Source organism: Streptomyces sp. HB132 (genome assembly GCF_016909575.1).
GTDB lineage: Bacteria > Actinomycetota > Actinomycetes > Streptomycetales > Streptomycetaceae > Streptomyces.
Genome location: NZ_JAFBGA010000009.1, coordinates 219,732 through 245,884, shown reverse-complemented (window position 1 = coordinate 245,884; position 26,153 = coordinate 219,732). Strand labels below are relative to the sequence as shown.

Annotated in this window: 18 protein-coding genes and 1 pseudogene; 10 read left to right on the top strand and 9 right to left on the bottom strand. The window is 68.5% G+C overall.

Annotated features, from left to right (window positions below; all coding sequences use genetic code 11):
- Positions 1-67: 67 nt before the first annotated feature.
- The gene (locus JOC24_RS21560) at positions 68-1,390 is read right to left on the bottom strand and encodes an Hsp70 family protein (protein ID WP_307792744.1); all 1,323 of its coding nucleotides are present in this window, start codon (positions 1,388-1,390) and stop codon (positions 68-70) included.
- On the opposite strand from JOC24_RS21560, the gene JOC24_RS21555 reads away from it, so the two are divergent.
- The 7 genes and pseudogenes from JOC24_RS21555 to JOC24_RS21525 all read left to right on the top strand — a co-directional run bounded on the left by JOC24_RS21555 (position 1,310) and on the right by JOC24_RS21525 (position 11,889).
- Positions 1,310-1,702 carry an ATP-binding protein gene (locus tag JOC24_RS21555; RefSeq protein WP_205021984.1) on the top strand — a complete coding sequence of 131 codons (393 nt, stop codon included), beginning with the start codon at positions 1,310-1,312 and terminating at the stop codon, positions 1,700-1,702. The two genes, JOC24_RS21560 and JOC24_RS21555, sit on opposite strands and share 81 nt — an antisense overlap.
- 48 nt (positions 1,703-1,750) lie before the next feature.
- Positions 1,751-2,242, top strand: a complete 492-nt coding sequence (locus JOC24_RS21550; RefSeq protein ID WP_205021983.1) for an SseB family protein — start codon at positions 1,751-1,753, stop codon at positions 2,240-2,242.
- Positions 2,239-2,886 carry a hypothetical protein gene (locus tag JOC24_RS21545; RefSeq protein WP_205021982.1) on the top strand — a complete coding sequence of 216 codons (648 nt, stop codon included), beginning with the start codon at positions 2,239-2,241 and terminating at the stop codon, positions 2,884-2,886. Before JOC24_RS21550 ends, JOC24_RS21545 begins: the two co-directional genes overlap by 4 nt.
- Complete coding sequence (locus tag JOC24_RS21540; protein ID WP_205021981.1) at positions 2,886-7,490, top strand: putative T7SS-secreted protein; 4,605 nt, start codon at positions 2,886-2,888, stop codon at positions 7,488-7,490. The genes JOC24_RS21545 and JOC24_RS21540 overlap by 1 nt, the downstream gene beginning before the upstream one ends.
- Entirely contained in the window at positions 7,490-7,870 is a 381-nt protein-coding gene (locus JOC24_RS21535) for a hypothetical protein (RefSeq protein WP_205021980.1), read from the top strand. Before JOC24_RS21540 ends, JOC24_RS21535 begins: the two co-directional genes overlap by 1 nt.
- A 213-nt stretch (positions 7,871-8,083) precedes the next feature.
- The gene (locus tag JOC24_RS21530) at positions 8,084-9,673 is read left to right on the top strand and encodes a serine/threonine-protein kinase (RefSeq protein ID WP_205021979.1); all 1,590 of its coding nucleotides are present in this window, start codon (positions 8,084-8,086) and stop codon (positions 9,671-9,673) included.
- A pseudogene (locus JOC24_RS21525) lies at positions 9,666-11,889 on the top strand (UvrD-helicase domain-containing protein). The gene JOC24_RS21530 and the pseudogene JOC24_RS21525 overlap by 8 nt, the downstream one beginning before the upstream one ends.
- A 35-nt stretch (positions 11,890-11,924) precedes the next feature.
- On the opposite strand, the gene JOC24_RS21520 reads toward JOC24_RS21525, so the two are convergent.
- Positions 11,925-13,124, bottom strand: a complete 1,200-nt coding sequence (locus JOC24_RS21520) for an ROK family transcriptional regulator (RefSeq protein WP_205021978.1) — start codon at positions 13,122-13,124, stop codon at positions 11,925-11,927.
- Positions 13,125-13,266: 142 nt separating this feature from the next.
- Between JOC24_RS21520 and JOC24_RS21515 the strand changes: the two genes are divergently transcribed.
- On the top strand, positions 13,267-14,496 hold the full coding sequence (locus JOC24_RS21515; RefSeq protein ID WP_205021977.1) for an MFS transporter: 1,230 nt from the start codon (positions 13,267-13,269) through the stop codon (positions 14,494-14,496).
- Between the two features lie 156 nt (positions 14,497-14,652).
- Here the strand turns inward: JOC24_RS21515 and JOC24_RS21510 are convergent, their stop codons facing one another.
- Together JOC24_RS21510 and JOC24_RS21505 are read right to left on the bottom strand one after the other, a co-directional pair.
- Complete coding sequence (locus JOC24_RS21510; protein ID WP_205021976.1) at positions 14,653-15,588, bottom strand: hypothetical protein; 936 nt, start codon at positions 15,586-15,588, stop codon at positions 14,653-14,655.
- Positions 15,589-15,646: 58 nt separating this feature from the next.
- Positions 15,647-16,258, bottom strand: coding sequence for a hypothetical protein (locus JOC24_RS21505; RefSeq protein WP_205021975.1), 612 nt, complete (start codon positions 16,256-16,258; stop codon positions 15,647-15,649).
- A gap of 376 nt (positions 16,259-16,634) precedes the next feature.
- Here JOC24_RS21505 and JOC24_RS21500 point away from each other — a divergent pair, with 376 nt between their 5' ends.
- A complete protein-coding gene (locus tag JOC24_RS21500; protein WP_205021974.1) occupies positions 16,635-18,026 on the top strand; it encodes a uracil-xanthine permease family protein in 1,392 nt (463 codons plus the stop codon).
- 229 nt (positions 18,027-18,255) lie between these two features.
- Here JOC24_RS21500 and JOC24_RS21495 read toward each other — a convergent pair whose 3' ends face one another.
- From JOC24_RS21495 to JOC24_RS21475, 5 genes are all read right to left on the bottom strand, one after another.
- Positions 18,256-19,947 carry a flavin monoamine oxidase family protein gene (locus JOC24_RS21495; RefSeq protein WP_205021973.1) on the bottom strand — a complete coding sequence of 564 codons (1,692 nt, stop codon included), beginning with the start codon at positions 19,945-19,947 and terminating at the stop codon, positions 18,256-18,258.
- A gap of 47 nt (positions 19,948-19,994) precedes the next feature.
- On the bottom strand, positions 19,995-20,792 hold the full coding sequence (locus JOC24_RS21490) for a carbon-nitrogen hydrolase family protein (RefSeq protein WP_205021972.1): 798 nt from the start codon (positions 20,790-20,792) through the stop codon (positions 19,995-19,997).
- Positions 20,793-21,089: 297 nt separating this feature from the next.
- Positions 21,090-21,545 (bottom strand): Lrp/AsnC family transcriptional regulator, encoded by a 456-nt coding sequence (locus JOC24_RS21485; RefSeq protein ID WP_205021971.1) that lies wholly within the window; start codon positions 21,543-21,545, stop codon positions 21,090-21,092.
- A gap of 112 nt (positions 21,546-21,657) precedes the next feature.
- Entirely contained in the window at positions 21,658-23,118 is a 1,461-nt protein-coding gene (locus tag JOC24_RS21480; protein ID WP_205021970.1) for an aldehyde dehydrogenase family protein, read from the bottom strand.
- Positions 23,119-23,331: 213 nt separating this feature from the next.
- Positions 23,332-24,798: a GuaB1 family IMP dehydrogenase-related protein gene (locus JOC24_RS21475; protein WP_205021969.1), complete on the bottom strand. Its 1,467-nt coding sequence runs from the start codon at positions 24,796-24,798 to the stop codon at positions 23,332-23,334.
- Positions 24,799-25,091: 293 nt separating this feature from the next.
- Between JOC24_RS21475 and JOC24_RS21470 the strand changes: the two genes are divergently transcribed.
- Positions 25,092-26,144 carry a terpene synthase family protein gene (locus JOC24_RS21470; protein ID WP_205021968.1) on the top strand — a complete coding sequence of 351 codons (1,053 nt, stop codon included), beginning with the start codon at positions 25,092-25,094 and terminating at the stop codon, positions 26,142-26,144.
- Positions 26,145-26,153 lie beyond the last annotated feature (9 nt).

Sequence of the window (26,153 nt, the reverse complement as noted above, 5' to 3'; positions counted from 1 at the left end):
ACCTGCTCAGTTGACGATCAACGTGCCCGAAGACCGCATCGCGGCGCGCTCTGAGTCCCGTCCTGCCCTACGCCCTCGTCCGAGGCGCCACGCACGTGCGGTCGGTGAAGATCCACACGTCCTTCGCGCACGTGGCGCCCAGTACGCGCCCCTTTTCGCGGAGCCAGGGATACCGCCCTTGCAGTTCGACGAAATTGTCGTTGGTCACGATCATCGCCCCCGACTCGTCCGCGATGGCTGCCACCAGGGCGTCTCCCTTGCCCTCCGTTCCTGCGGGCGGCTGGATCACATCACCTTTGCTGATTGCGGCAGTCACCGTCTGGCGCTCGCTCTCCGCAACCTTGTGGCGCAGACTGGCGTCGACCACGACGTGGATCTCCGCTGAGGGGTACTTCTTGGCCAGCGCTGCGCGTGCGGCCTGAAGCTGCCCGAAGCTTGGCCGGTCGTCCTCCTCGGACACACCAGACCGGCGGGGCGAACGGCCGATCCACGCGAGGTTGGAGCCGTCGACGACAAGGGTGTGCGGGCTGTCTCCTGCGGCCGGCTGCCCGCTCGGAGGCGTGGGTACCGGACGGGGATGCGCAGGTGCGGCCATCGGTGCCGCAGGCGTCGGGTTCGTCTGCAGCAAGTCGTCGAGTTCTCTGCGCACCTCTGGTGTGGGTCCGCCGGAACCGAAGCTCTTCACCTCTTCGTCGAGAACCACCTCCCCGGTGTGCTCCAGCACGGCCTTGACGTGCAACAGACCGTTCGAGTCGTACATGTACTCCAGGCCGAAGCTGGCCTCGTCACGAGCCCTCGGAGTGGGATACGTCAGGCTGAGCTCGGTGAGCTGCACGTTGTCCGGATGGGTGAGTTCCTTGTCCGGGTCACCTTCCCAGATCTCGACGGACAGCTTCCGCGCGTGGTCTCGCTGAGGCGTGTAACTCTTTCGCTCCTTCCAGGGCAGCGGCGAGTTCCTGGGGATGATCTCGCTGAACTTCTTGCGTCCGCTGGAGTCCTTGACCACGGTGCCGAGTGCGTGGCTGGTGGCGACCTGGATCACCCCCTCGGTCTCACCGGCCAGGACTGCGGCAGCGATGGACGCCCCTCGCGCCACGGCGGTCATCGGATCGCACAGCTCTGTCGGCACAGGCTCCATCTGCAGTGCTTCGGCAACCGCCGCCCGGACGCTCGGGATCTGGCTGGTGCCGCCGATCATGAGGATGTCGTCCACGTCCAGGGGCGCCATGTGCAGGTCGTCGAGGCACTGCTCCACCGGCGCGAGCGCACGGTCGACGAGGTCGGCGATGGCGTCTTCCAGCTCGGCCTGATGAATCTCGACGGCGATGCCGTCCGGAGTGATCACGTGCACGGACGGCTGAGTGGACAGCAAGATCTTGCTTCGCTCCACGTCAAGACGGAACTGACGCTTCTGGGCAGCAATGCGGTGCGCCACGGTCACGTGTCCGGCCGCGATTTCCGACTCCGCCTCTCCGCCGAGGGCACGGCCATCCGCATCGAGGTCACCGACACCCGGGGCGAACGCCTCCCCGCTCCCACCGGCCCGGCGTCGCCCGATCAGGAGGGCGGCCGCGGCCTCCTGTTGGTCGCCGCCCTGGCCGACCGCTGGGGCTGGTACCCCTGCGTGGACGGGCCGGGCAAGACGGTGTGGGCGGTCCTGGAAGTCTCCCCGTGCCCGAAGCAGCAGGATTCCAGCCAGTAGGCGATTTCACGTTGCACTCGAAAATCCGTGCGTGTGATGATCCTTCGCATGACCACGGGTGGGGACGGGATACCGGAGCAGCAGCGCAGGCGGTCACGGCTGGCGGACCTGGATGATCTTTCGGGTCCGCCTCCCGAGCGGACACCCGCCGCGACGTCGGCGGAGGCTGAACAGGTTCAGTTGCGTACGGCCCGCCGAGAGTTTGCAGTGTTGCTGGGTGAGTTCCGACGTAGGGCGGTGCTGGTGCCACTGGATGCGGCCGGTGACCTGTGGTCGGCGGAGCAGAACGGCGTGCGCTGGATCTGTGCCTTCTCGGACGAGGATGCGTTGGCCCGGTTCGCACAAGCCCGTGGGGATGCCGGTCGGGAGTGGACGTATCAGGCCGTTCTGGGTGCGCGGTTGCTTGACGTGATGGTGCCTATGCTGCCGGGCCCTGCGGGAGTGGCGCTGGATGCGGGCAGTACGGACGGGATGTTGTTCCCGCCGGTGGCGGGCATCGTGCCGGACGCGGTCGCGGTTGATCTCGGGGGGATGCAGTGAGCGGAGAGAACGCGGATCTTCAGGTGCCGCCGGGGGCGTTGGCGGAGATCGCGAAGGGGATCAATCTGGCGCATGCGGAGTTGAAGGAGCTCGGTTTCATCGGTGAGGCGTCGGTGGGCCGGGGGTTTTCGGATCTGGCTTTGTCGGGGCTGGAGTTGGGGCACGGCGGGCTTACTTCGGAGTTCAAGACATTCTGCAACCGCTGGGAGTGGGGCGTCCGGGCCCTGACTCAGAAGGGGAACGGGTTCGCGCTGGGGGTGGGGTTGTCGGCGGGTTCCTTCGCGGAGCAGGAGCAGTACGTCAAGGACTCGATCAAGATCGGTGTGAATTCCGTAAACGGGAATCCGCATGCGTCCGAGGACGAGGTCAAGGGCATGAGCTGGGACACGGTCAGCACCCAGTCCGCCTATGACAACCCGGACTACAGCCGCGAGTCATGGGATGCGGCCCACGCCGAGGTGAAACAGACCTGGAAGGACACCGCCTACGACGTGGAGGACGCCGCGCTCGACTCGATGGAGCGCAACGGGCTGATGGACCCGGAGGTACGGGACGCGGCGGACGAGCGGCTGAGGGATCAGCTGGATCCGTCGCAGGAGACGATCGATCAGGCTGAGCAGCCGCGGTGGGGGGAGAGTCGCTGATGGTGGACTGGGGGAAGTGGGGCGACGCCCTCTACGACGGTGCGGGCAACCTGGTCGACAAGGGCAAGGAGGTCGTCGGCACCGGGATCGACAAGGGCACCGATGTGCTCGGCTCGGGCCTGGAGAAGGTCGGTGCCGATGAGTGGGCAGACACTGTCGAGGACTGGGGCGATGAGACCGCCTCCTCCTTGGGCGCGGACGTCAGGGAGCAGCAGCTCGGTCAGACCGAGGAGGCCGATGAGCTGATCCATGGCAGGCCGGAGAAGATCAGCGCGGCGGTGAAGAACCTCCGGGATTTCCAGAAGGCGTTCGATCTCGTCGGCGGCGGGATGAAGAAGCTGGATTCCGGTCACTGGAGGGGCGAGGCCGCAGACGCCTTCCGTGCCAAGTTCCAGACGCTGCCCACCGACTGGCTGCGTGTGGCGGACGCGTTCGAGGACGCGGCCAAGGCGCTGGAGACGTTCGCCGGGACGGTCACCAGCGCGCAGGCCAAGGCCGGTGAGGCGATCGCCCTGTACAAGGAGGGCAAGCAGGACTACGAGACAGCGGCGGCCGCTTTCAAGGAGAAGGCGGAGGCGTACAACGCGGTCCGCAACACCGACCATCCCCTCCCGCATCCGGGGACCTTCTCCGACCCGGGCGCGGCCAAGCGGCAGCAAGCGCAAGAGATCCTGCAGCGCGCCCGGCAGGCACGTAACGACGCGGGCGAAGCCGCCAAGGGTGCGATCACCGCAGCGATGGCACACGCCCCGAAGGAACCCACCGGACTGGACCGGGCCAAGCAGGAGCTCATCGACTACGGAGTCGGCCAGGGCATGGAGCTGGCGCACTTCGGCGGTGGTGTCATCAAGGGCACCGCGGGGCTGGTGAACTTCGTACGGTCGGTCAATCCCCAAGACCCGTACAACCTGACGCACCCGGCCGAGTACTACAAGGGCGTCAACATGACGCTCGCCGGCCTCACCTCCACCGCCGCCAACCCCGACCGCGCGCTGAAGAACGCCTGGGACGCGGCCAAGGGTGACCCCTCCGAATTTCTCGGCAGGCTCGTCCCCGAACTGATCGGCACCAAGGGCGGAGGCCTGATCAAGGGCCTCGCTCGGCATGGGCTGAAGGACGGGGTGGAGAGCGCTGCCCGCAAAGGTGTTGATGATCCAGCGAAGGCGTCGAAGCCTGACAAGGGTGTAGAGAAGGACCCCACGGACCCAGTCGATCTAGCCACCGGGGCGATGTACCTGCCGCAGACGGATATCGCTCTGCCGGGAATCCTTCCGCTGATCTTCCGCCGCCGGGTCGCCTCCAACTACCGTGCGGGCCGTTGGTTCGGACCCTCCTGGTCCTCCACGGCCGACCAGCGGTTGGAGATCGACTCCCAGGGCATCGTCTTCGTTTGCGAGGACGGCCTGCTGCTCTCCTACCCACACCCCGCGCCGGGTGTGCCGGTCTTGCCGAGCCACGGTCCGCGCTGGCCCCTCGATGTGGACGCTTCGGGGGACTACGCAATCACTGATCCTGACAGCGGCCGAGTACGGCATTTCAGTTCGCGCTCTGCTGGGGACGTCGCACCCCTGGTGCAGATCGACGACCGCAACGGCAACTGGATCCAGTTCGAGTACGACGAGACCGGAGCGCCGGCCGGAATCGTCCATGGTGCCGGCTACCACCTGAAGCTCACCACGAGCGAAGGCCGGATCACCGCACTCCACCTCGCAAAAGCGGCCCCGGACGGTTCGGACCAGGAGATTCTTCGCTACGGCTACACCGATGGGCACCTCACCGAAGTCATCAACTCCTCCGGGCTCCCGCTCCGGTTCGCCTACGACGATCGTGGCCGGGTCACCTCTTGGACAGACACCAACGACAGCCGGTACGAGTACGCCTATGACGACCAGGACCGGTGCATAGCGGAGGGCGGCGCTGCAGGGCATATGGCCCTACGGCTGGACTACGACGGCACGGATCCCGGGAGCGGAATGCGTGTCACGACCGTCACCAGCAGCAGCGGAGCCGTCCACCGCTACGTCGTCAACGACGACCACCATGTGGTCGCCGAGATCGACCCTCTGGGCGCGGTCACCCGCTTCGAGCACGACCGCTACAACCACGTCCTGTTGCGCACGGACCCGCTCGGCCGCACCACCCGTTTCGCGTACGACGAGTCAGGACAGCTGACCTGTGCGGTCCGTCCGGACGGCCGCGAATTGTCCGCAGAGTACAACCATCTTCGACTCCCGGTCCGCATCACCAACCCGGACCGGACCGTGGCCCGCCAGGACTACGACGAGCGCGGCAATTGCCTCACCGTCACCGATCCGTCCGGTGCCGTGACACGCACGACATACAACGAGGCCGGCCACGCGACCTCCGTGACAGACGCACTGGGCAACACGACCCACATCCGTAGCGACCAGGCCGGTCTGCCCCTCAGCGTGACCGACCCGCTCGGCGCCACCACCCAAGTCGCCCGGGACGCGTTCGGTCGTCCGGTCGCCCTCACCGACCCCCTCGGAGCCGTCACCCTCCTCGAATGGACCGTCGAGGGCAAACTGTCCCGCCGTACCGATGCGGACGGCACCACGCAGGTGTGGACATACGACGGCGAGGGAAACTGTCTCACCCACACCGATGCCATGGGCGCCGTCGCCCGCTTCGAGTACACCCACTTCGACCTCCTGACCGCACGTACTGGACCCGATGGCGTGCGCTACGAGTTCGCCTACGACCATGAACTCCGGCTCACCCAGGTCCTCAATCCCCAGGGACTGACCTGGAACTACGACTATGACGCTGCCGGCCACCTGATTTCCGAAACGGACTTTGACGACCGCACTCTCAACTACGAACGCGATGCGGCAGGCCGCTTGACCGCCCGCACCGACGCCCTGGGCCAGACCATCCGCTACGAGCGGGATGAGCTGGATCGGATCGTCTCCAAGAATTCCGCAGGCGCTGTCAGCACCTTCGCCTACGACTTCTCCGACCAGCTCGCGGAGGCCGTCAACGCCGACACCACAATCACTTACCTCCGAGACCGCTATGGACGACTCCGATCCGAAACCGTCAACGGTCGGACGATGACGTACGAGTACGACCAGCTCGGACGCCGCACCGGACGCACCACACCCAGCGCTGTCACGAGCACCTGGACCTACGATGCCGCAGGTCGCCGCGTCTCACTCACCGCATCTGGGCGCATCATCTCCTTCGAGCACGACGCAGGCGGGCACGAGATCGCGCGTCAGCTGGGCGACTCCGTGACCCTCACCAGCCAGTACGATCTGCTGGGCCGTCTCACTGGACAACAGGTCACCGGGATAGCGGGATACAGCATCCAACGGCGCGACTACACCTACCGCTCCGACGGCAATCTTGTGGTCCTCGCCGATCAGCTCAGGGGAACCCGAAGCTTCGACCTCGACCCAAACGGACGGGTTACAGCTGTTCACGCCTCGAACTGGACCGAGCGCTACGCCTACGACTCAGCAGGTAACCAAACCGACGCCTCCTGGCCCACAGCCCACCCCGGCCAAGAGGCAATCGGTGCTCGAGAATACGCTGGCACAGCAATAATTCGCGCGGGTAAAGTCCGCTATGAAAATGACCCGCTGGGCCGCGTCACCCTTCGCCAGAAAACCCGCCTCTCACGCAAGCCTCAATCCTGGCGCTACGAGTGGGACCCCGAGGACCGTCTCCGCTCGGTCATCACTCCGGACGGTACAGTGTGGCGCTATGAATACGACGCACTCGGCAGACGTACAGAAAAGCAGCGGCTAGCAGAAGACGGCGTGACGATCCTCGAGCGTGTGACTTTCTCTTGGGATGGAACAATTCTGTGTGAAGAAGTCTCGGAGCTTGATGTGCGCCAGACTCAAGTTGCTCTCACCTGGGAACACCAGGGCCTGCATCCTCTCAGTCAAACAGAGCGCGTACTCCTGCCCGACCTGACACAGAAGGTCGTTGACGAACGCTTTTTTTCGATCATTACGGATCTTGTCGGCTCACCCACGGAACTTGTCGACGAGACTGGAGAAATTGCATGGAATACGCGCAGCACTCTCTGGGGAATGACAACGTGGACGGCGGATAGCAGCGCATTCACTCCCCTGCGCCATCCAGGTCAATACTTCGATTCCGAAACGCATCTCCACTACAATTATCATCGATACTACGACTCCGAAACAGCTCGCTATCTGACTCCAGATCCTCTCGGCCTCGCCCCATCACTTAATAGCGCGACCTACGTCGATAACCCAAACCGGGAAGTCGACCCCTGGGGTCTATTCTCCTGCCCGCCTGAAGAGAAGACGATCAGAACACCCGAGGTAAAAGATCCGAAGCCTCGGAAACCGCAACACGCCATGGCGGAATGGGAAGAGTTCCTCGGCGAGGGCCCTTACACGAACATTCACCCCCGAACAGGACTACCTGACCCTGATCGACTAGTATCAGCCGATGGGACACGTAGCATCCGACTCGGAGATCATGAAATGAATAGCAAGCCCACGAGGTTCCACTTCCACAAGGAGACATGGACCTTCATATCGCCTACAAACACTTGGATCATCGACAATACGATGGTTCGAGTACCCCTTGGATTGAAATAATGGATATCAAAGTCGAAGAACTAATTAACACGGCCGAGACGCTTGTGTCGTTCACCTGTCCGCTCGGCGCAGCATGGGGTAGGTGGCGGGGAAAGTCCGTTCCTACCACAGGAATCCATCTGGTCGAGTTCGATATCCCAGGAGATATCGAATCCCTATCCAAAGCAGAGGGGGACGCTGCGATCATCGGCAACTATCAGAGTGGTTCGATCCTCATCCGCGGCGAGTTGGAATCTCTGGATGAAGACGGCGTTGCCGGAATCCGCATCGCAACAGATATCATGTTGATCGATGCCCCGTCGAGCGCGAATCACCTTCAGGTCGGAGCACTTGTAGAGTTCATTGTCGACGGCATAGACATCTATCCCTACAGTGTCTGAACGTGGCATCCACCCTGTGGTGCTCGGGAATTCCTTGCAGCAGTCGAGACGCGGCCGACCGCTCCTCCTCCGGTGACCGAAAAGTGACGCTCCCCCACTCGCTCCCCCGACTTCGCTGGACTCGAGATCGCCGCACGGAGAGACTTGGCCCCACCACGTCGGGTCCAAGCGCCAACACGCGTCGGCCCCAGCACACGCACACACGGGGGCAAGGTGCCGGAACAGCCGATCGCCGGGCGGTACGAGCTCCTGGAGGAGCTCAACAGCGGCGGCATGGGTGACGTGTGGCGTGGTTACGACGCCGTGCTGGACCGTCCGGTCGCCGTGAAGGTGGTCCGGCGGCAGGCCGTCGCCGGCTCACCGCAGCTGGCCGAGGAGTTCGCCAAGCGGTTCAAGCGCGAGGCCCGCATCACCGCGCGCATCCAGCACCCCGGCGTGCCCCAGGTGTTCGACGCGGTGCTCGATGACGCCTACGAACGGCTGTTCCTCGTCATGGAGCTGGTCGACGGCGTCCCCCTGTCGGTGTACGTCCATCCCGATCACCCGCTGCCCGTCAGCTGGGCCGTGGCCGTCGCCGCGCAGGCCGCCACCGTGCTGTCGCACGCCCACGACGTGCCCGTGATCCACCGCGACCTCAAACCCTCCAACATCCTGATCGCCCGGGACGGGACGGTGAAAATCCTCGACTTCGGAATCGCGGCGATCCTGCGCACGGACGTCACCAAGCTCACCGCGACCGGCAGCCCCATCGGCACCTACCAGTACATGGCACCGGAGCAGGTCCGCGGCGGGCGCACCAGTCCTCAGACCGATCTGTACGCGCTGGGTTGCGTGTTGCACGAACTACTCAGTGGACGGCCCCTGTTCACCGCCGACAGCGAATACCTGGTGATGTACCAGCATGTGAACGCCGCTCCGACCCCGTTGCGCCTGCTGCGACCGGATGTGCCGGAGCCTCTGGAGGCGCTGGTCCTGCACCTGCTGCTCAAGGCTCCGGAGGCGCGGCCCGCCGATGTGCAGGAGGTGTACGAGCGGCTTCGGCACTTCCTGCCCGCGCCCGGCACGGGGCCCGCTCCCGGTGAGGCAGGGCCACAGGGAGCGCCGGATCCGACCGCGATCTTCCGTCAGCCGTACGCGCCACGTGCCCGCGCCGGTGCAGGACGGCCCGTGTCCACCACGGTCGATCCGGCCGCCGCACAGCCGGACCCCGTCGCCGTGCCCGCGCAGTTGCGCGAGGAGATCGCGGAGGCGTACGCGCACTCCGACGCGCTGCTGGACGAGGAGCGGTTCGCCCAGGCCGCCGAGGTGCTGAGCGAGATCATCGAGCCGGCCGCACGCGCCCTCGGCGCCGAGAACAGGAAGGTCCTGGAGCTCCGCACGCAGCGCGCCGCGATCCAGCTGCTCGGCGGGGACTACAGGGCGGCCCTGCCCGAGTTCGACGCCTTGGCCGACGCGTACGCGCGAACCGGTGGTCCCAGCAGTACGCAGGCCCGCGCGTGCCGGGCCCAGGCCGCGCGGTGCCGCGCCGAACTGGGCCAGGCCACCGACGCGCTGGTGGCGCTGCGGGCTGTCCTGGACGTCGTCCGTGCGGTGGACGGCGACGTGAGTGAGGAGGCGGTCGAGCTGCGCCGGGACATCGGCATGCTGTTGCTGGCCCAGGGGGAGTCTCCTGAGGCGCAGTTGATCCTCGCACCCCTCCACGACGACCTGTGCCTGGTCTACGGCCCCACGGACGACCTGTCGGAGGAGGTCGCCGAGGCACTGGCCCTGATCCAGCTCGATCTCGACGGGCCGGCTGCCTGACCCGCCAACACCTCCGACGTCAGCCGCTCTCCCGGAGAGTCCGCCCGCGCCCCACCTCGCGTACGACATCGGCTTCTGCGCACAGCTCAGCAAGCTCCAGGGAAGCGTCAAACAGGGGCTGTTCGACGCCTGGGAGAAGTTCGAGCGTCTCACCCTGGACCAGCTCTTCAAGGACCAGGGACTGAATCTGGAAACGCTCAAACGGGCCCGCGACCCTCACATCAGGACCATTCGCATCGATCAGAGCACGCGTGGCGTCGTCCTCGCGCCGGACAGCGGGGACACCTTCGTACTGCTGCGGGTGATGCCGCACGACAAGGCGATCGCGTGGGCGATCAAGCAGATGGCCGGCATCAACACGGTCACCCGATCCGTCGAGATCAGGGACATCGCGATGCTCGACGAACTGACGCCGGCGTACGAACGCATCGCCCCGGCCCCCCATCAGCGCCTGTTCGCGCACGTGTCCGACGGGGACATGACCGCGCTTGGCATCGACGGGACCACTCTGCGCCAGGCCCGCGCGCTCACCGACGCGGAACAACTGGAAGTCTTCGCCCCGTACTTCCCGCAGGACCAGCGAGAGGTCCTGGAATACCTGGCGGCGGGCTTCAGCGTGGAGGAGGTGTGGCGCGACGTGGTGTCCGTCAGCATGTCCACCGTCTCCGCAGGCGACCCACCCATGGACACCGAGGACTTCGCGACCGCCATTCGGCGCACCCGGGCGCGTATCGCTCTCGTCACCGCCTCCGAGGAACCCCGCGACATCCTCGCCAAGCCGTTCGCCGCCTGGCGGGTCTTCCTCCACCCGTCACAGCACAGGGCCGCCTACCGGCCCTCGTACTCAGGCCCCGCCCAGGTCACCGGGGGGCCCGGCACCGGCAAGACAGTCGTCGCCCTGCACCGGGCACACCACCTGCTGGGGCATCTGCGCGACGGGGACCGGATTCTGCTCACGACGTACACCAACACACTCGTGGCCGCCCTGCGCACCGGACTGGCGGCACTGGTCGAGGACGAAGTGCTGCGTGACCGCGTCGACATCATGACCGTCGACGCGTTCGCGGGAAGGGTCGTGTCGACGTCGCGGCGGCCGTTGCGGGGCGGTGAGGAGGAAGCCCGGTGGGAGCAGGCGGCACGGGCCACCGGTTTCACCGGCACCGCGCAGTTCCTCGCCCAGGAGTACAAGCACGTGGTCCTCGCACAGAATCTCCGGACACTGGAGGAGGTACGAGGGCTGCGAGCGGCGCGGGCGGGGCAGCGCGCTGCCCACGTCCTCCCGTGGGCTCGTCTGGCGCACGATCGAGGAGTTCACCGAACGGCTCACCACGGACGGGCTGCGCACCTACCTGGGCACCTGCGCGGAGGCCGCTGATCTGCTGGAGAGCGCCGGCCCCGCTTCCGGCATGTGGTCGTCGACGAGGCACAGGACCTGCACCCCGCCCAGTGGCGGCTGCTGCGCGCAGCGGCTCCGGCCCGGCCGGACGACCTCTTCATCGCGGGCGACCCCCACCAGCGCATCTACGACACGAAGGTGTCCCTGAAGGCGGTCGGCGTCCGGGTCTCCGGGCGTTCCACCAGGATGCGCAAGAACTACCGGTCCACCCACGAGATCCTCCGCTGGTCGACCGCGCTCCTCGTCGGCCGCCCTTTCGAGCAGCTCGCGGACGACGCCCGCAACGAGACGCTCCTCGGTTACCGGTCGGCCCTGCACGGCAGCGGACCCGAAGTGTTCGGCGGGAGCTCGGAATCCGCCGAACTCGACGCCCTCGTCACGCGGGTACGCGCGTGGCTCGACAGCGGGATCGAGCCGGGTGACATCGGGATCGGCTCCCGTTTCAACAAGAGTTGCGGCAAGGCGGTCGAACGCCTGACAGCGGCGGGGATCCGCGCCGCGCGTCTGCGGGGTGATGCCGTCTCCGACCCGGCCGCCGTCCAGGTCGGCACCATGCACGCGTTCAAGGGGCTGGAGTTCCGGTGCGTTTGCCGTCGTGGGGGTGAGCAGCGGCGCCCTGCCGTATCCGAAAGCCGTAGCCTCGGCAGACGTCGACCGGCTTCAGCACGAGGCCGACCTTCTGGCTGAACGCTGTCTGCTGTTCGTCGCCTGCACCCGCGCGGGGGACAGCCTGTACGTGTCATGGTGGGGCGAGCCGAGCCAGTTCCTGGTGAGACGGGGGCCGTCGGGCACCGGAGCTGAGGAGCCGTCCCGGGCCTGACCGGAACGGCTCGCCCACCCGGCCAGGCCCCTCCCTCATCTCCCCGCGCCGAAGAGGACGTCCTGCGCCGCCTCGCGGGCCGCGAACAGAGCGCCGTCCAGGACCGCGCCGCCTCCCAGCGTCCCTGCCCTGACCTCCGTACGCAGTGGAGACATCCGCGCCAGTCGCTCCGCCACCCGCGCGGCGAGCGCGTCGCCGCCGGCGCGGCCGACCTCGCCTGCCAGGATCAGGCAGCCGGGGTCGAGGACGGAGACGACGGAGGCGGCTCCCAGCGCCAGGCGGTCGGCCAGTTCGGAGAGGAAGGCCTCACCGGCCGTGCTGCCGGCCCGCAGTGCGGCGCGTACGGCGAACGCGGCGGCCGGGTCCTGCTCCTGCGCCCCGTCGTCCGAGGTGTCCCACGTCCTGATGCCGTGTTCCGCGGCCAGTGCGCAGACGGCGGCGGAACCGGCCAACGAGTGGAACCCTCCTTCGCAGTTGACCGCCGAGGGGACTCCCGAGGTGCCGGGCACCGGCAGGAAGCCGATCTCCCCGGCTCCGCCCGAGGCGCCCCGGCGAAGTTTCCCGTCGAGCATGACGGCGGCGCCGATGCCGTGGCCGAGCCAGAGCAGCACGAAGGTGTCGCGGTCCTGGGCGGCCCCGATGCGGTGTTCCGCCACTGCGGCGAGGTTGGTCTCGTTCTCCACGAGGACGGTGGCGGAGAGGCGCTGCTGGAGCTCCCTGACCAGGCCCCCGTGCCAGGCGGGGAGACCGGCGGTGTCCCTGAGTTCGCCGGTGACGGGGTCGATCAGGCCGGGGGCACCGATGCCGACGCTGTGCAACGGGGCGGTGCCCGCGGTGCGGGCCGTGCGTTCCAGTGTCGCCACGGCCTTCTCGACGGCGGGCCGCGTACCGGTGTCGCTGCCGATCGGCAGGCTGGCCTCGGCGAGGGTGACGCCGAGCAGGTCCGCCACGACCACGGCGACGCTGTCCGTACGTACGTCGAGGGCGGCCAGATGGGCGCGGTCGGCGACGATCCCGTACAGCCGGGCGTTGGGCCCACGGCGGTCCGAGCCGCTCTCACCGACGACCCGGACCAGGCCGGCGTCCTGCAGGCGGTCGACGAGGTCGGCGACCGTGGGACGGGACAGGCCTGTCAGGGCCTTCAGCTGAGTGGCCGTCAGCGGACCGTCCTGCTGGAGGTGCCGCAGGGCGAGCCGGTCGTTGATGGCCCGGGCGGTGCTCGGGGATGCGGGCATGCCGGGATCCTTCCAGATCTCTGACGGTCCGCCGTCGTGGGGTTATTTATCAGGCAGGGTTCCTGATAGTTTACGGCCCGCACCGCACGACAGGCACCGGGCAACCCGGTCTGCCGCAATTCTTCAGGGGAGGGCACGGCGTATGACCAAGGACTCGACGGTCCCGGTCTTCGGCACGGAGCAGATCAGGCGGGCCAGGTACGCGGTCGCCTCGGTCTTCGCCGTGCACGGGGCGGTGACCGGCAGCTTCGCCACCCGGGTCCCCTGGATCCAGGACCACGCCTCGGTCAGCGCGGGTCAGCTCGGTCTCGCGCTGGCCTTCCCCGCGATCGGCGCCTCGCTGGCCATGCCGATGGCGGGCAGTGTCAGCCACAGGTTCGGCGCCCGGACCGCCCTGCGCGGGCTGCTCGCACTCTGGACCCTGGCACTGGTCCTCCCGGCGCTGGCCCCGAATCTGCTCACGCTCTGCCTCGCGCTGTTCGTCTACGGGGCGACAGCGGGGATGTCGGACGTGGCGATGAACGCCCTGGGCGTCGAGGTGGAGAACCGGCTCGACAGGTCGATCATGTCCGGGCTCCACGGCATGTGGAGCGTGGGCGCCCTCGTCGGTTCGGCGGCGGGCACGGTCGCGGCGCACATGGGTGCCGACGCACGGCTGCACCACACGCTGGCCGCGCTGATACTGACCGTCCTCGGGCTGGCCGCCTGCCAGGGTGTCCTGGACCTGCGGAGCGAGCCGGACGAGGAGCCGCCGCCGCGGTTCACCCTGCCGCCGAAGTCCGCGCTGGCCATCGGGGCGGTGGGCTTCTGCGCGGTGTTCGCCGAAGGGGCGAGCCTGGACTGGTCGGCGGTCTACCTCCGGGACGTCATGGGCAGCTCCGCCGGGCTCGCCGCGGCGTCGACCACCGCGTTCGCCCTCATGATGGCCATCGCCCGGATCGCCGGCGACAGGGTCGTCGACCGCTTCGGCGCGGTGCGGACCGCACGGGTCGGCGGCGTCCTGGCGACGGCCGGCGGACTGCTCGTGGTCCTGTCGTCCGGCCCCGCTCTCGCGCTCTGCGGCTTCGGGCTGCTGGGCCTCGGCGTGGCGGTCGTCGTCCCGCTGGCCTTCGCCGCCGCCGGGCGCAGCGGCTCGAACCCGAGCCGGGCCATCGCGGGCGTCGCCACCATCACGTACACCTCCGGGCTCATCGCACCGTCGGCGATCGGTTCACTGGCTGAGGCGACCTCGCTGCTCGTGTCGTTCGGTCTGGTGACGGTGCTGGCGTTCGGGCTGGTCCTGGGGGCGGGTGTGCTGCGGGCGGGTGACCGCAAGGTCGCCGAGGGCGGGATGCCGAGGCCTGCGCCGACGAGGAGCCCGGCGGACGGCTGACCGGCACGGCCGCGTGGCTCCGGGCCGCCGGACCGGCGCGGATTCTGATGGAACGTCCGCTGCCGATGGGGGCGTCGTCCCTACGGCCCCGAATTCCGCTTTACACCCCTGCGTGACATTCCGCTGCAGCGCCCAGGCGGGCGAGAGCGGCTCCGCTCAGCCGAAGACCCACATCCTTGTCACCACACCCTGCAGCAGGGACTGCACCGCCGCCCCACCGATTCCGGTGGACCGGTCGCTGTACACCCAGATGCCCGCGTTGAAGGTGTACCCGCGGCCCGGCTGGAGCGTGAACTGGAGTTCCGGCCCGGTGATCAGGAACGGGCCCTGGCCTCCGGACGAGGACTCGCCGGCGCTGATCCTCGCGCGCCACAGTTTGCGGCCGACGGCGGCCAGCAGCCGCCCGTCCTCGAACACGGTGAGCTCGAACCCGCCCTCGGACGTCGCGTTGCTGCCCACACCGACCGCCTTCATCACATGGCTGAAGCGACCGGGGTTGAGAACGGCGTGGGGGAACCTCTGCCCCGGGGTGTCGGACCTGAGGAACACCCCGAAACCGGCGTGCGCGTTGACGAACCCGGACGCCCCTCCGGCCACCAAACCCGACCGGGCGTCCAGACCGACATCGCCGGTGCTCCGATCCAGGATCCGGCTGAACGGCGGGTGCCCGTTACCGTCGTGCCAGGCCCAGCTGAAGTCGTACGGCGGGACGAACCCGAGGGAACGCAGCTCCGCACCGTGCGGTCTCATGGGCGCGGTGTCGAAGGCCGAGGCGGACACACCGCCGTCGCCGAGTGCGGCGGCCGCGTCGGGGCGCACGAGTTCCTGGGAGCGCAGGCGCTCGAGCGCCCTGACCGCGGAGGGATCCCCCTCGATCAGCTTCATGAGGGGTGCGTCCAGTGGAGCCGTCAGCTCCGCCATTTCGGCTTCCGAGGCCCGCTCACGCGCGACCGCCGAGGCGGACCGCTCGACGAGCGCCGCGACGGAACGCTCCGCGTTCTCCCGATCGGCCTGGGTCGCGTCGTCGCGAATGGAGATCTCAAGATCCATCGGCGACGCGTCCGGGCCCGCGTACTTCTCCGTGTCGGTCATCTCGCGCTTCCCTCTCTTCCGGCATGTGCGACTGACGGGCTCCCGCCCGGGTCCCCGTTCACGAGCCGTAGCGGGCAGCGAGACTCACCTGGGTGTCGGCCCCGGCGCCGTTCAGCGTCCACTGGATGTAGTGGTTGCCGCCCGTGACATCCACCGACAGCCAGTGCCCCGGCAGGACAACGCCTTCCCAGAACTCGATCCAGAGGCAGGTGGGTCCGCCGATACAGAAAGGCGTGGTGCACGCGCATTTCCAGTAGTACGAAGTGAACTTCGCGTTGACAGTTCCTTCGCTTCCCACCATGCAGATTCCGGTGCCGTTGCCCAGCTTCCATTTGGACGTGGCGAGCGCCCAGTCCCAGCCCTGGACACAGCTCTGCGCGCCGTTGCAGAAGGTCTGCTTGAACCAGGCCTGCTCGTCGGCGTCCCTCGTCACGACCTGACGGCCTTCTCCTGCGCGGTCCTGACCGACCTCGGGCGGCTTGCCCCCCTGCTCCTGCGTGATCGGGGTGTCCGCCATCACACGGCCGGACTGAATGACTCCTGTCATTCCCGGCTCGAATTCAACGAACTGGAATCCGCGCCCCTCTCCCAGTGAGAAGGTGGCGTGGACCGTCGCGGGCGCTACCGGAGGCAGCCTCTTCGGCGGTGATTGTTCGGTGTGCTTTTCCATCGTCGGTATCCCTTCGCTCGGCGCGACTTGCGCCGATTCGAATATCACACGGGCACTCCGGACGGTCCTGCCGAAAAATCCGTAGGGGTGGCCGGGCGGACCTTCCCCATGACAGGTCGCACAGCCGGTCGTCGAGCCGTTCCCCCTGAACGCCTCGACGGGATGCGGGACGCACACCGCGGCATCTCCGTGGACCGCCGCTGACCCGTCGGAGCGATGCCGGCCCCCGGCCTGAGGCGCGGGCGGCCGGAGCGTCCTGTTCCGCCTGTGCCGGGGCCGAGCGCGGGGTCACGGCGCTGCGGCACTACCATGGCTCTGATCTTTTCCGCGGGTGGACCCCCAGGGCGCACCGCTACACACCAATCAGGGAGCGACCATGGGCCTCGGCGTGCGCTGGACCTTGCACGGCGACGGGAAGACCCCCGCACCGGGGGCCGTGGTGCGTCCCGACGAACGGCTCTCCTGGCCGCGTACGTTCGGTCTCGGCGCCCAGCACGTGGTGGCCATGTTCGGCGCGTCCTTCGTGGCGCCCGTCCTGATGGGCCTCGACCCGAACCTCGCCATCATGATGTCCGGCGTCGCCACTGCCATCTTCCTGCTGGCGACGAAGGGCAGGGTGCCCAGCTACCTGGGGTGCTCGCTCTCCTTCGTGGGGGTGGCCGCCACGATCCGGGCCAGTGGCGGCAGCAGTGCCACCGTCACGGGCGCGGTCCTGGTGGTCGGTGCCGTGCTGTTCCTGGTGGGGCTCATCGTGCAGCGCTTCGGCGCGCGGATCATCCACGCGGCCATGCCTCCCGTCGTGACCGGGGCCGTCGTGATGCTCATCGGCTTCAACCTGGCACCCGTCACCGCGTCGACGTACTGGCCCCAGGACCAGTGGACGGCCCTGCTGGTGATGCTCTTCACCGGGCTGGCGGTCGTCTGCCTGCGCGGCTTCTTCTCCCGTATCGCGATCTTCCTCGGGCTCGTCTTCGGTTATGTCCTGTCCTGGGTACTCGACCTGGTCTTCGGGAAGATCCATTCCCCGGCCGGCGGCGCCGAGGCGGTCGACCACTGGCGGCTGGACCTGTCGGCCGTGGCGGACGCGGACTGGATCGGCCTGCCGTCCTTCCACGCGCCGAGCTTCGAATGGTCGGCCGTCCTGGTCGCCCTGCCCGTCGTCATCGCCCTGATCGCCGAGAACGCCGGGCATGTGAAGGCCGTCGGCGAGATGACCGGTGACTCGCTCGACGACAAGCTGGGCACCGCCATCGCCGCGGACGGCGCCGCCTCGATGCTCTCCACGGCCGTCGGCGGTCCGCCCAACACCACCTACTCCGAGAACATCGGCGTGATGGCCGCGACCCGGGTCTACTCCACCGCCGCCTACTGGGCGGCCGCCTGCTTCGCGCTGCTCTTCGGCCTCTGCCCCAAGTTCGGTGCGGTCGTCGCCGCGATCCCGGGCGGGGTGCTCGGCGGCATCACCGTCATCCTGTACGGCATGATCGGCCTGCTGGGCGCCCAGATCTGGCTGAACGCCGGGGTCGACCTCCGCAACCCCCTCAATCTCGTGCCGGCCGCCGCGGGCATCATCATCGGGATCGGCGGGGTGAGCCTGAAGATCACCGACAACTTCGAGCTGAGCGGTATCGCGCTCGGCACGCTCGTGGTGATCACCGGCTACCACGCGCTGCGGGCGTTCGCCCCCGCACACCTCAAGACCCAGGAGCCCCTGCTGGACTCGGGCACGTCCCAGTACGACGAGAAGCCTCCGTCGGAAAGCTCCTGAGCACGCCGGGCAGGGGCCGGACGGCCGCCGAACCGGCCGTACCGCCCGGCCCGTGGCCAGGTCGTAGGCGCGTAGTCCGGGGGTGAACGGTCCGGCCACCCCGTCGCCGTTGCGGCTGTGTGGGTACCGCCCCTGGCCGAGGAGTTCAGGGCGCGGATGGATGCCGGAGCCGGGCTGGTGGGGCGCTTTCTGCCCACTCCGTGCCGCCGAGGCGACGCGCCGCCGTTCCTCAGCCCTCGGGCAGTTCGACCGGCGCGATCTCGTCGAAGACGTCGCCCGGCCCGGGGTTCGTCGGATCGGTGGCCCCGCCGAACTGCGCCATCACGCCCCACACGGCGTTCAGAGCGGTCTGTACGGCTCCCTCGGCCCAGCCCGCCGTCCACGAGATGTCGTCGCCGGCGAGGAACAGGCTCCGCTTGTCGGCGGGCAGCCGGTCCTGCATGAAGTGGGTGAACAGACGTCGCTGGTAGCGGTAGTGACCGGGCAGGTTGGCCTTGAAGGCGCCCATGAAGTACGGCTCGTTCTCCCAGGAGACGGTGACCGGGTTGCCGATGACGTGCTTGCGGATGTCGACGCCCGGATAGATCTCGCCGAGTGACTTGAGCATGACGTCCATGCGCTCCTTCGGGGAGAGCGGCAGCCATTTCAGACTGTCGTCGCACCAGGTGTAGGACAGGCAGATGACGGCCGGCTTGTCAGGCCCGTCGTCCAGGAGGTATGTCCCCCGGGTCATCCGGTCGGTGAGGGTCATGGACATCGTGTCGCGGCCGGTGGTCTCGTCCTTGTCGAGCCAGAACGGCCGGTCGACCGGCACGAACAGCTTGGACGACTCCATGTAGTGGGTGCGCTCCATCGCCGTCCAGTGGTCGATCGGGAAGAGCGCGTCGTCGCAGGCGATCTTGGAGAGGAGCAGCCAGGACTGACCGGTGAAGACCGCGGCACGGTAGGTGCGGATGTCGCCGGTGGCGTCGGTGACGGTGATCCGGTTCCCCGCTGTGCGGTCGAGCCTCGTCACGGCGGTGCGCGGCTGCCCGTCGTGCAGGGAGGACAGCGACGTGCCGGCCGGCCAGTGCACGAGCTTCTGCGGCTCGCGCTCCCACAGGCGCAGCGGCAGCTGCTGGCTGCCGCCGACGATCCCCCGGTGGTGGTCGTCGGCCTCGGTGTAGACGACGCGGAGGATCTCCAGGATCGAGTTGGGGAAGTCGGTGTCCCAGCCGCCCGTGCCGAAGCCGACCTGCCCGAAGATCTCGCGGTGCCGGAAGGAGGCGAAGGCCTCGGAGCCGCAGAGGAAGCCGTAGAAGGTCTGGTCGTCGAGCTTCTCCACGAGCTTCGCCCAGATCTCGCGGATGCGTGGTACGTCGCGCTCGCGCATCGCGCGGTTCATGTCGGAGAAGTCGGCGCCCTCCTCCAGGCAGGAGTTCCAGGCGTCCATCACCTCGCGGTACACCTGGGGCAGGTCGTCGATGGTCCGCGCGTAGTGGGACTCGCCCTTGAGGTCGACGACGGTCGACGGGGTGGCCGGGGAGAGGGGGTTGGGGAACGGTTTCGTCTCCAGCCCCACCAGGTCGATGTAGTGCTGCAGCGCCGTGGACGACGGCGGGAAGCGCATCGCGCCCATCTCGGCGGTCAGCGAGGGGTCGCAGCCGTCGAAGCCGACGGTGCGCAGCCGGCCCCCGATCCGGTCCGCCTCGTAGACGACGGGCTTCAGGCCCATCTTCATGAGTTCGTACGCGGTGATGATCCCGGAGAGCCCACCACCGATGACGGCGACCTCGCTGCCGTGCTCGGTCGCCGGTATCTGCCCGATGCCCGCCGGGTGGGCGAGGAAGTCGTCGTAGGCGTAGGGGAAGTCCGGCCCGAACATGGTGATCGGCGGCTGCGCGTCGGTGTGCTGGACGGCGTTGGGCACCGTGGACGTCATGGGGTACGGACTCCTTGCGGGGTAAGCGCGGAACAGGGAGGGGGTGCTCAGACCAGGGAGCGGTACAGGCCCGGGACGCGGTCCTGGAGATACGGGTTGGCGGCGCGGGACCCGGCGAGCAGTCCGGGGTCGACCTCGCCGAGGACGAGCTCCTCGCCTCGTCCGGCGCGGGCGCGGACCGTGCCGTCGGGGCCGGCCAGGCAGCTCAGCCCGGTGAAGTCGAACTCGCCCTCCTTCCCTGCCCTGTTGACGTACGCGATGTAGAGCTGGCTTTCGAAGGCGCGGACCGGCACGACGGCCTCGGCCACGAACGGGAAGGGGTGCATCAGCGCGGTCGGGACCAGCAGCAGCTCGGTCCCGGCCAGGGCGTGCGCTCGTACGTTCTCCGGGAACTCGACGTCGTAGCAGATCAGCAGCCCGACCCGTACGCCGTCCAGGTCGGCCTGCACCACGGGGTGCTCGCCGGGGGTGAACCACTGTTCCTCGAAGCCGCCGAAGAGGTGGGTCTTGCGGTAGTTGGCGAGCGGCGTCCCGGCGGGGCCGATGAGCTGCGCGGCGTTGAAGACCGCTTCGCCGGCCCGCTCCGGGTATCCGTAGTGGACGGCGAGGCCGTGGCGTACGCAGATGTCGGCGACCGCCCGTGCGGCGGGACCGTCCGCGGGCTCGGCCAGCTCGGGGACCGCTTCGCCGATGGCGTATCCGGTGAGGAACAGCTCCGGGCAGACCAGCAGGCGCGCGCCCGCGGCGGCGGCCCGCTCGGCGGCCTCGTCGAGCGCGGCGAGGTTGGCGTCCACGGAGCCGACTCGTCCGGAGCTCTGGAGCAGGGCGGTGCGCAGCGGCGGCATGACTGACCTCGGGCGGGACGGGCGGGGTGGGGAGACCTCTTGAAGGTACGGGGCGCGGATCACGGCCGACAAGGCGCGAATGTTGCGCGTCCACCGTCGATCCGTTGCGCGTGGATCGGCTCGACCGGCGATTCGTTGCGCGGGGCGTCTTCGCAGGTCGGAGGAGTGATTTCGGTCTCGCGGGACGGCTGCGGGCACCTGTTCTCCCGGATGCCCCGGCTCGGTCCGCCGGGACGGGCTAACACCGCCCGGCCCGGGCATCGGCAGCCCTGGCGCCGCCGTTCATGGCGCCGGTCGTCAGGCGGGCGGGCCGGACGAGTACCGCCGCAGCAGCGGGGAGAGCACCAGGACCGACTTCGTCCGCTCGACGTACGGCTCACCGGCGATGCGCTCCAGCACCTGCTCGAAGTGCCGCATGTCGGCGGCGAAGACCTGGACGATCGCGTCGGCGTCGCCTGTCACGGTGGACGCGGACGCGACCTCCGGATACGCGGACAGGCCCCTCTTGATCGCTTCGGGGGCGGTGTTGCGGCTGCAGTAGATCTCGATGAACCCCTCGGTCTCCCAGCCGAGCGCCGCCGGGTCGACACGCACGGTGAAGCCCGTGATGGCACCTTCGGCGCGCAGCCTGTCCACCCGGCGCTTGACCGCGGGTGCGGAGAGGCCGATGAGGGCGCCGATGTCCGCGTAGGAGCGACGGGCGTCTTCGGCGAGGGCGTGGACGATGCGTTCGTCGAGGTCGTTAAGGCGCACGTCGGGCGGATCACTTTTCTGCGGCGGAGGGCTTCGGGGACGGCTCGGGGCCGCCCCCGAAGTAGACCACGCGCGCCCCGCACGGGGCGCGCCCACCGCGGGTGCCGGCCGGTCAGAAGGGGAACTGCGAGCGGCCGTACTGGACCGAGATCCACTTCTGGGTGGTGAAGGCCTCGAGCATGGACTCGCCGTTCAGCCGCCCGAGGCCCGAGTTCTTCTCCCCTCCGAAGGGGACGATGGGCTCGTCATGGACCGTGCCGTCGTTGATGTGGATCATGCCGGTGCGGATCCGCTGTCCCACCCGTACGCCGCGCTCGACGTTGCCGGTGTGGACCGCGCCGCTCAGGCCGTACGGGGTGTCGTTCGCGAGGCGTACGGCCTCGTCCTCACCGTCGAACGGGACGAGCAGTGCCACCGGCCCGAATATCTCCTGCCGCAGCACGGGCGAATCGGCGGCGATGCCGGTCAGCACCGACGGGCTCACCACATTCCCCTCGGCCCGGCCGTGCAGCAGTGCCGTGGCACCCGCCTCCACCGTCTCGTCGACCAGCTTGGACACCGCGTCGGCCTGCGAGGAACTGATCAGCGGGCCGATGTGGGTGGTGGGGTCGGCCGGGTCGCCGACGCGCAGGGTGGCGACCTTCGCGACGAACTTCTCGGTGAACTCCTTCTCCACCGAGCGGTCCACCAGGATGCGGTTGGCGGCCATGCAGACCTGGCCCTGGTGGATGTAGCGGCTGAAGACCGCCGCGTCGACGGCGTAGTCGACGTCGGCGTCGTCCAGGACGATCAGAGCGCTGTTGCCACCGAGTTCGAGTACCGCGCGCTTGAGGTTGGCCGCGCAGACCGTCGCGACGTGGCGGCCGATCCTGTCCGACCCCGTGAAGGAGATGACCTGCGGTACGGGGTGCTCCAGCAGGCTGTCGCCGATCTCCGCGATGTCGGTGACCACGACGTTCAGCAGCCCGGCGGGCAGGCCCGCCTCCTCGAACACCTTGGCGATCAGGGTGCCGCCGCAGACCGGGGTGTTCTGGTGCGGCTTGAGGACCACGGCGTTGCCGAGGGCGAGGGCGGGCGCGACCGACTTGAGCGACAGGAGGAAGGGGAAGTTGAAGGGGCTGATGACACCCACGACGCCGACGGGCAGCCGGTAGACGCGGTTCTCCTTGCCCTCGGTCGGCGAGGGGAGTATCTGCCCCGTGGACCGCAGCGTGAGCTGGACCGCCTCGCGCAGGAACTCCTTGGCCAGGTGCAGCTCGAAGCCCGCCTTGAGCCGGGTGCCGCCGAGCTCCGCGACGATCGCCTCACCGATCTCCGCCTCACGCTCCTCGACGACACGCAGCGCCTTCTCCAGCACCGTCCGCCTGGCGTAGGGGTTCGTGTCCGCCCATTCCGGCTGGGCCCGCTCGGCGGCCCGGTAGGCCTGGTCGACCTCGTCGGCCGTCGCGACGGTGATCGAGGCGAGCTTCTCCCCGCTGTACGGGTTGAAGTCGATGATGTCCCAGGACCCCTTACCCGGCCTCCACTCGCCGTCGATGTACTGCTGGGCCAGGTCGGTGAAGTAGGAAGTCATGAGGTCCCTTACCGCAGAGGGGCGGGCAGCTGATTCCGGCTCATATTACTTATCCTTCAACCACATTGAGGGCGAGTCGGGAGTGCCCGCATCGGTGATGCGTCCGGGAGCGGTCAGCCGTCGACGCACGCGGCCGCGCACACGAAAGGTGCCCCTCCCCGGCGCGAACGCCGGGGAGGGGCACCTCTGTTGCGGGCCGCGGGCCCCGCGGCCTCAGTTCCAGCTGGCGTGCAGCGGCTTGCCCTCCGCGTAGCCGGCGGCGCTCTGCACGCCCACGATCGCCTTCTCGGCGAACTCCTCGAGCGAGGATGCTCCCGCGTAGGTGCAGGAGGAGCGGACACCGGCGATGATCGAGTCGATCAGGTCCTCCACACCGGGGCGGGTGGGGTCGAGGAACATCCGCGAGGTGGAGATGCCCTCCTCGAACAGACCCTTGCGGGCACGGTCGTAGGCGGACTCCTCCGAGGTGCGGTTCTTGACCGCGCGCGCCGAGGCCATCCCGAACGACTCCTTGTAGTACCGGCCGTCGGCGGACTGCTGGAGGTCGCCGGGCGATTCGTACGTGCCGGCGAACCAGGAGCCGATCATGACGTTGGACGCGCCCGCGGCGAGCGCCATCGCCACATCGCGCGGGTGGCGGACGCCCCCGTCCGCCCAGACGTGCTTGCCGTGCTTCTTCGCCTCGGCGGCGCACTCCAGTACGGCGGAGAACTGCGGCCGCCCGACGCCGGTCATCATCCGGGTGGTGCACATCGCGCCGGGGCCCACACCGACCTTGATGATGTCGGCGCCCGCCTCGATCAGGTCGCGCACACCCTCGGCGGCCACGACGTTGCCCGCGACGATCGGCACGTCCGGGTCGAGTGCCCGGACGGCGGCGACGGCGCTGATCATGGATTCCTGGTGGCCGTGCGCGGTGTCCACGACGAGGGTGTCCACGCCCGCGTCGAGAAGCTGCTTGGCCTTGCCCGCCACGTCGCCGTTGATGCCGACGGCCGCCGCGATCCGCAGCTTGCCGTCCGCGTCCGTGGCGGGGGTGTAGAGCGTCGCACGCAGCGCGGCCTTGCGGGTGAGGATGCCGACGAGCCGGCCCTCCGCGTCGACCGCCGGAGCGAGCTTGCGGTTGGCGCCGTCGAGCTTGGTGAAGGCCTCGCGCGGGTCGATCCCGGCGTCCAGCACGACCAGGTCCTTGGACATGACCTCGGACAGCTGGGTGAAGCGGTCCACGCCGGCCAGGTCGTGGTCGGTGACGACTCCCACGGGCCGGTACCCGGCGTCCACGACGACGCCGGCCCCGTGGGCCCGCTTGTGCAGGAGGGACAGCGCGTCGGCGACGGTCTGACCGGGGGCCAGCACGATCGGTGTGTCGAGGACGAGGTGACGCGTCTTGACCCAGCCGATGACCTCGGTGACGACCTCGATCGGGATGTCCTGGGGGATCACGACCAGGCCGCCGCGACGGGCGATGGTTTCAGCCATCCGGCGGCCCGCGATGGCGGTCATGTTCGCGACGACGAGCGGAATGGTGGTGCCGCTGCCGTCCGGCGAGGAGAGATCCACGGCCTGCCGGGACCCGACCGCGGAACGGCCGGGAACCATGAAGACATCGTCGTACGTGAGGTCGTAGGGGACCGAGGGAGAGGCCGTGTAACGACCGGTGCCGGGCTCAAGAAAACGCATAACACCCATTTTTTCATACGAAACGGTGCAGGTCGTTTCCACGAAGACACAGCAATGAGCCCCCGCGTTCGTCAGTTCCTCCAAGGAGGCTGCCCGGGGGCCGGGCAAGTGGAACCTGCCTTACCCATGGACCTTACCCGAACAGGATTCGCTCCTTCGTGATCACGATCCCTGGACCGGGTGACGAGGGGTCAGGTAGCTTCCAACCCGCAGGTCCTCGCGGTAGGCGCGACGCCGCCCACGAGCCCGGAACACCTGTCACGCGTTCGGCCGGAGAGGATGGGGATCCGCCTGTGGAAAGCGAACTGCCCGACATCTACTGCCCGTTCACCCAGCGGAGCAATCCGCACGTGGAGCACACCCGTGAGCACCTCGGCGCGTGGACCCGGCGCACCGGCCTGATCCATCGGGAATCAGCCAGGCAGCGCTTCCAGCAGGCCGACTTCGCCGCCTTCGTGGGCATGGTCCACCCGACGGCGAACAGCGAGCACCTGGACCTGGCCGCCGACTGGTTCGTCTGGCTCTTCCTCGTCGACGACCAGCTGGACGACGGGCACCTGGGCCGCAGCCCCGAGCGTGTGCGGGACGTGGTGGAACGGATGCGTTCCGTGGTCGGGAGCACCAACGCCGGCCCCAGGCCGGAGGCGGACGCCCCCGCCGCGCTCGTCGCCCTGGCAGATCTGTGGGAACGTACGATTCCGCGCGCCTCCCCCCACTGGCGGGCCCGTTTCAGCTGGCACCTCATGACGTACCTGACGACCGCCACCGGATGGGAGGCGGGAAACCGAGCCGAGGGGGTCGTGCCGTCCGAGGCGACGTACATCGCCAAGCGCCGGCACACCGGGGCGATCCACGTGTGCATGGACCTCATAGAGATCGTGGCCGGAGTGGAGGCGCCCGAATCGGTGCACAACGACGCCCGGTTCATCACGGCGCTGGAGGCGTCCTGCAACGTCGTCTGCTGGGCGAACGACGTCTACTCCTACGAGAAGGAGCAGGTTCTGGGCGAGATCCACAATCTCGTCCACCTGGTCCGTCACCACCGCGGCTACGGGAAGCACCAGGCACTCGAACACGTCTGCGCGGAGATAGCCACCGAGACGAGGCGCTTCCTCACCGCCGAGGCCGAGCTGCTCGGTCTGTACCCGGAGCTGGCGGGGCTGCTCGTGCCCTATCTCGACGGGATGCGGAGCTGGATGCGCGGAAATCTCGACTGGTCGCGCCAGACACCCCGCTACAACCCGGCGGACGTCAGCCAGTACGCGGAGCCCGGAGCTTATCTGGAGGAGTCCGTTCTGGGCGTGGCCGCGGGCAACACGGGACTGCACGCGGGCGACGGTCGCTGAAACCGGGTA

Coding starts and splice junctions, on each gene's coding strand:
- JOC24_RS21555 (WP_205021984.1), top strand. CDS start 1,310: ATGAATCTCGACGGCGATGCCGTCCGGAGTGATCACGTGCACGGACGG.
- JOC24_RS21550 (WP_205021983.1), top strand. CDS start 1,751: ATGACCACGGGTGGGGACGGGATACCGGAGCAGCAGCGCAGGCGGTCA.
- JOC24_RS21540 (WP_205021981.1), top strand. CDS start 2,886: ATGGTGGACTGGGGGAAGTGGGGCGACGCCCTCTACGACGGTGCGGGC.
- JOC24_RS21535 (WP_205021980.1), top strand. CDS start 7,490: ATGGATATCAAAGTCGAAGAACTAATTAACACGGCCGAGACGCTTGTG.
- JOC24_RS21520 (WP_205021978.1), bottom strand. CDS start 13,124: ATGCCCGCATCCCCGAGCACCGCCCGGGCCATCAACGACCGGCTCGCC.
- JOC24_RS21515 (WP_205021977.1), top strand. CDS start 13,267: ATGACCAAGGACTCGACGGTCCCGGTCTTCGGCACGGAGCAGATCAGG.
- JOC24_RS21510 (WP_205021976.1), bottom strand. CDS start 15,588: ATGACCGACACGGAGAAGTACGCGGGCCCGGACGCGTCGCCGATGGAT.
- JOC24_RS21505 (WP_205021975.1), bottom strand. CDS start 16,258: ATGGAAAAGCACACCGAACAATCACCGCCGAAGAGGCTGCCTCCGGTA.
- JOC24_RS21500 (WP_205021974.1), top strand. CDS start 16,635: ATGGGCCTCGGCGTGCGCTGGACCTTGCACGGCGACGGGAAGACCCCC.
- JOC24_RS21495 (WP_205021973.1), bottom strand. CDS start 19,947: ATGACGTCCACGGTGCCCAACGCCGTCCAGCACACCGACGCGCAGCCG.
- JOC24_RS21490 (WP_205021972.1), bottom strand. CDS start 20,792: ATGCCGCCGCTGCGCACCGCCCTGCTCCAGAGCTCCGGACGAGTCGGC.
- JOC24_RS21480 (WP_205021970.1), bottom strand. CDS start 23,118: ATGACTTCCTACTTCACCGACCTGGCCCAGCAGTACATCGACGGCGAG.
- JOC24_RS21475 (WP_205021969.1), bottom strand. CDS start 24,798: ATGCGTTTTCTTGAGCCCGGCACCGGTCGTTACACGGCCTCTCCCTCG.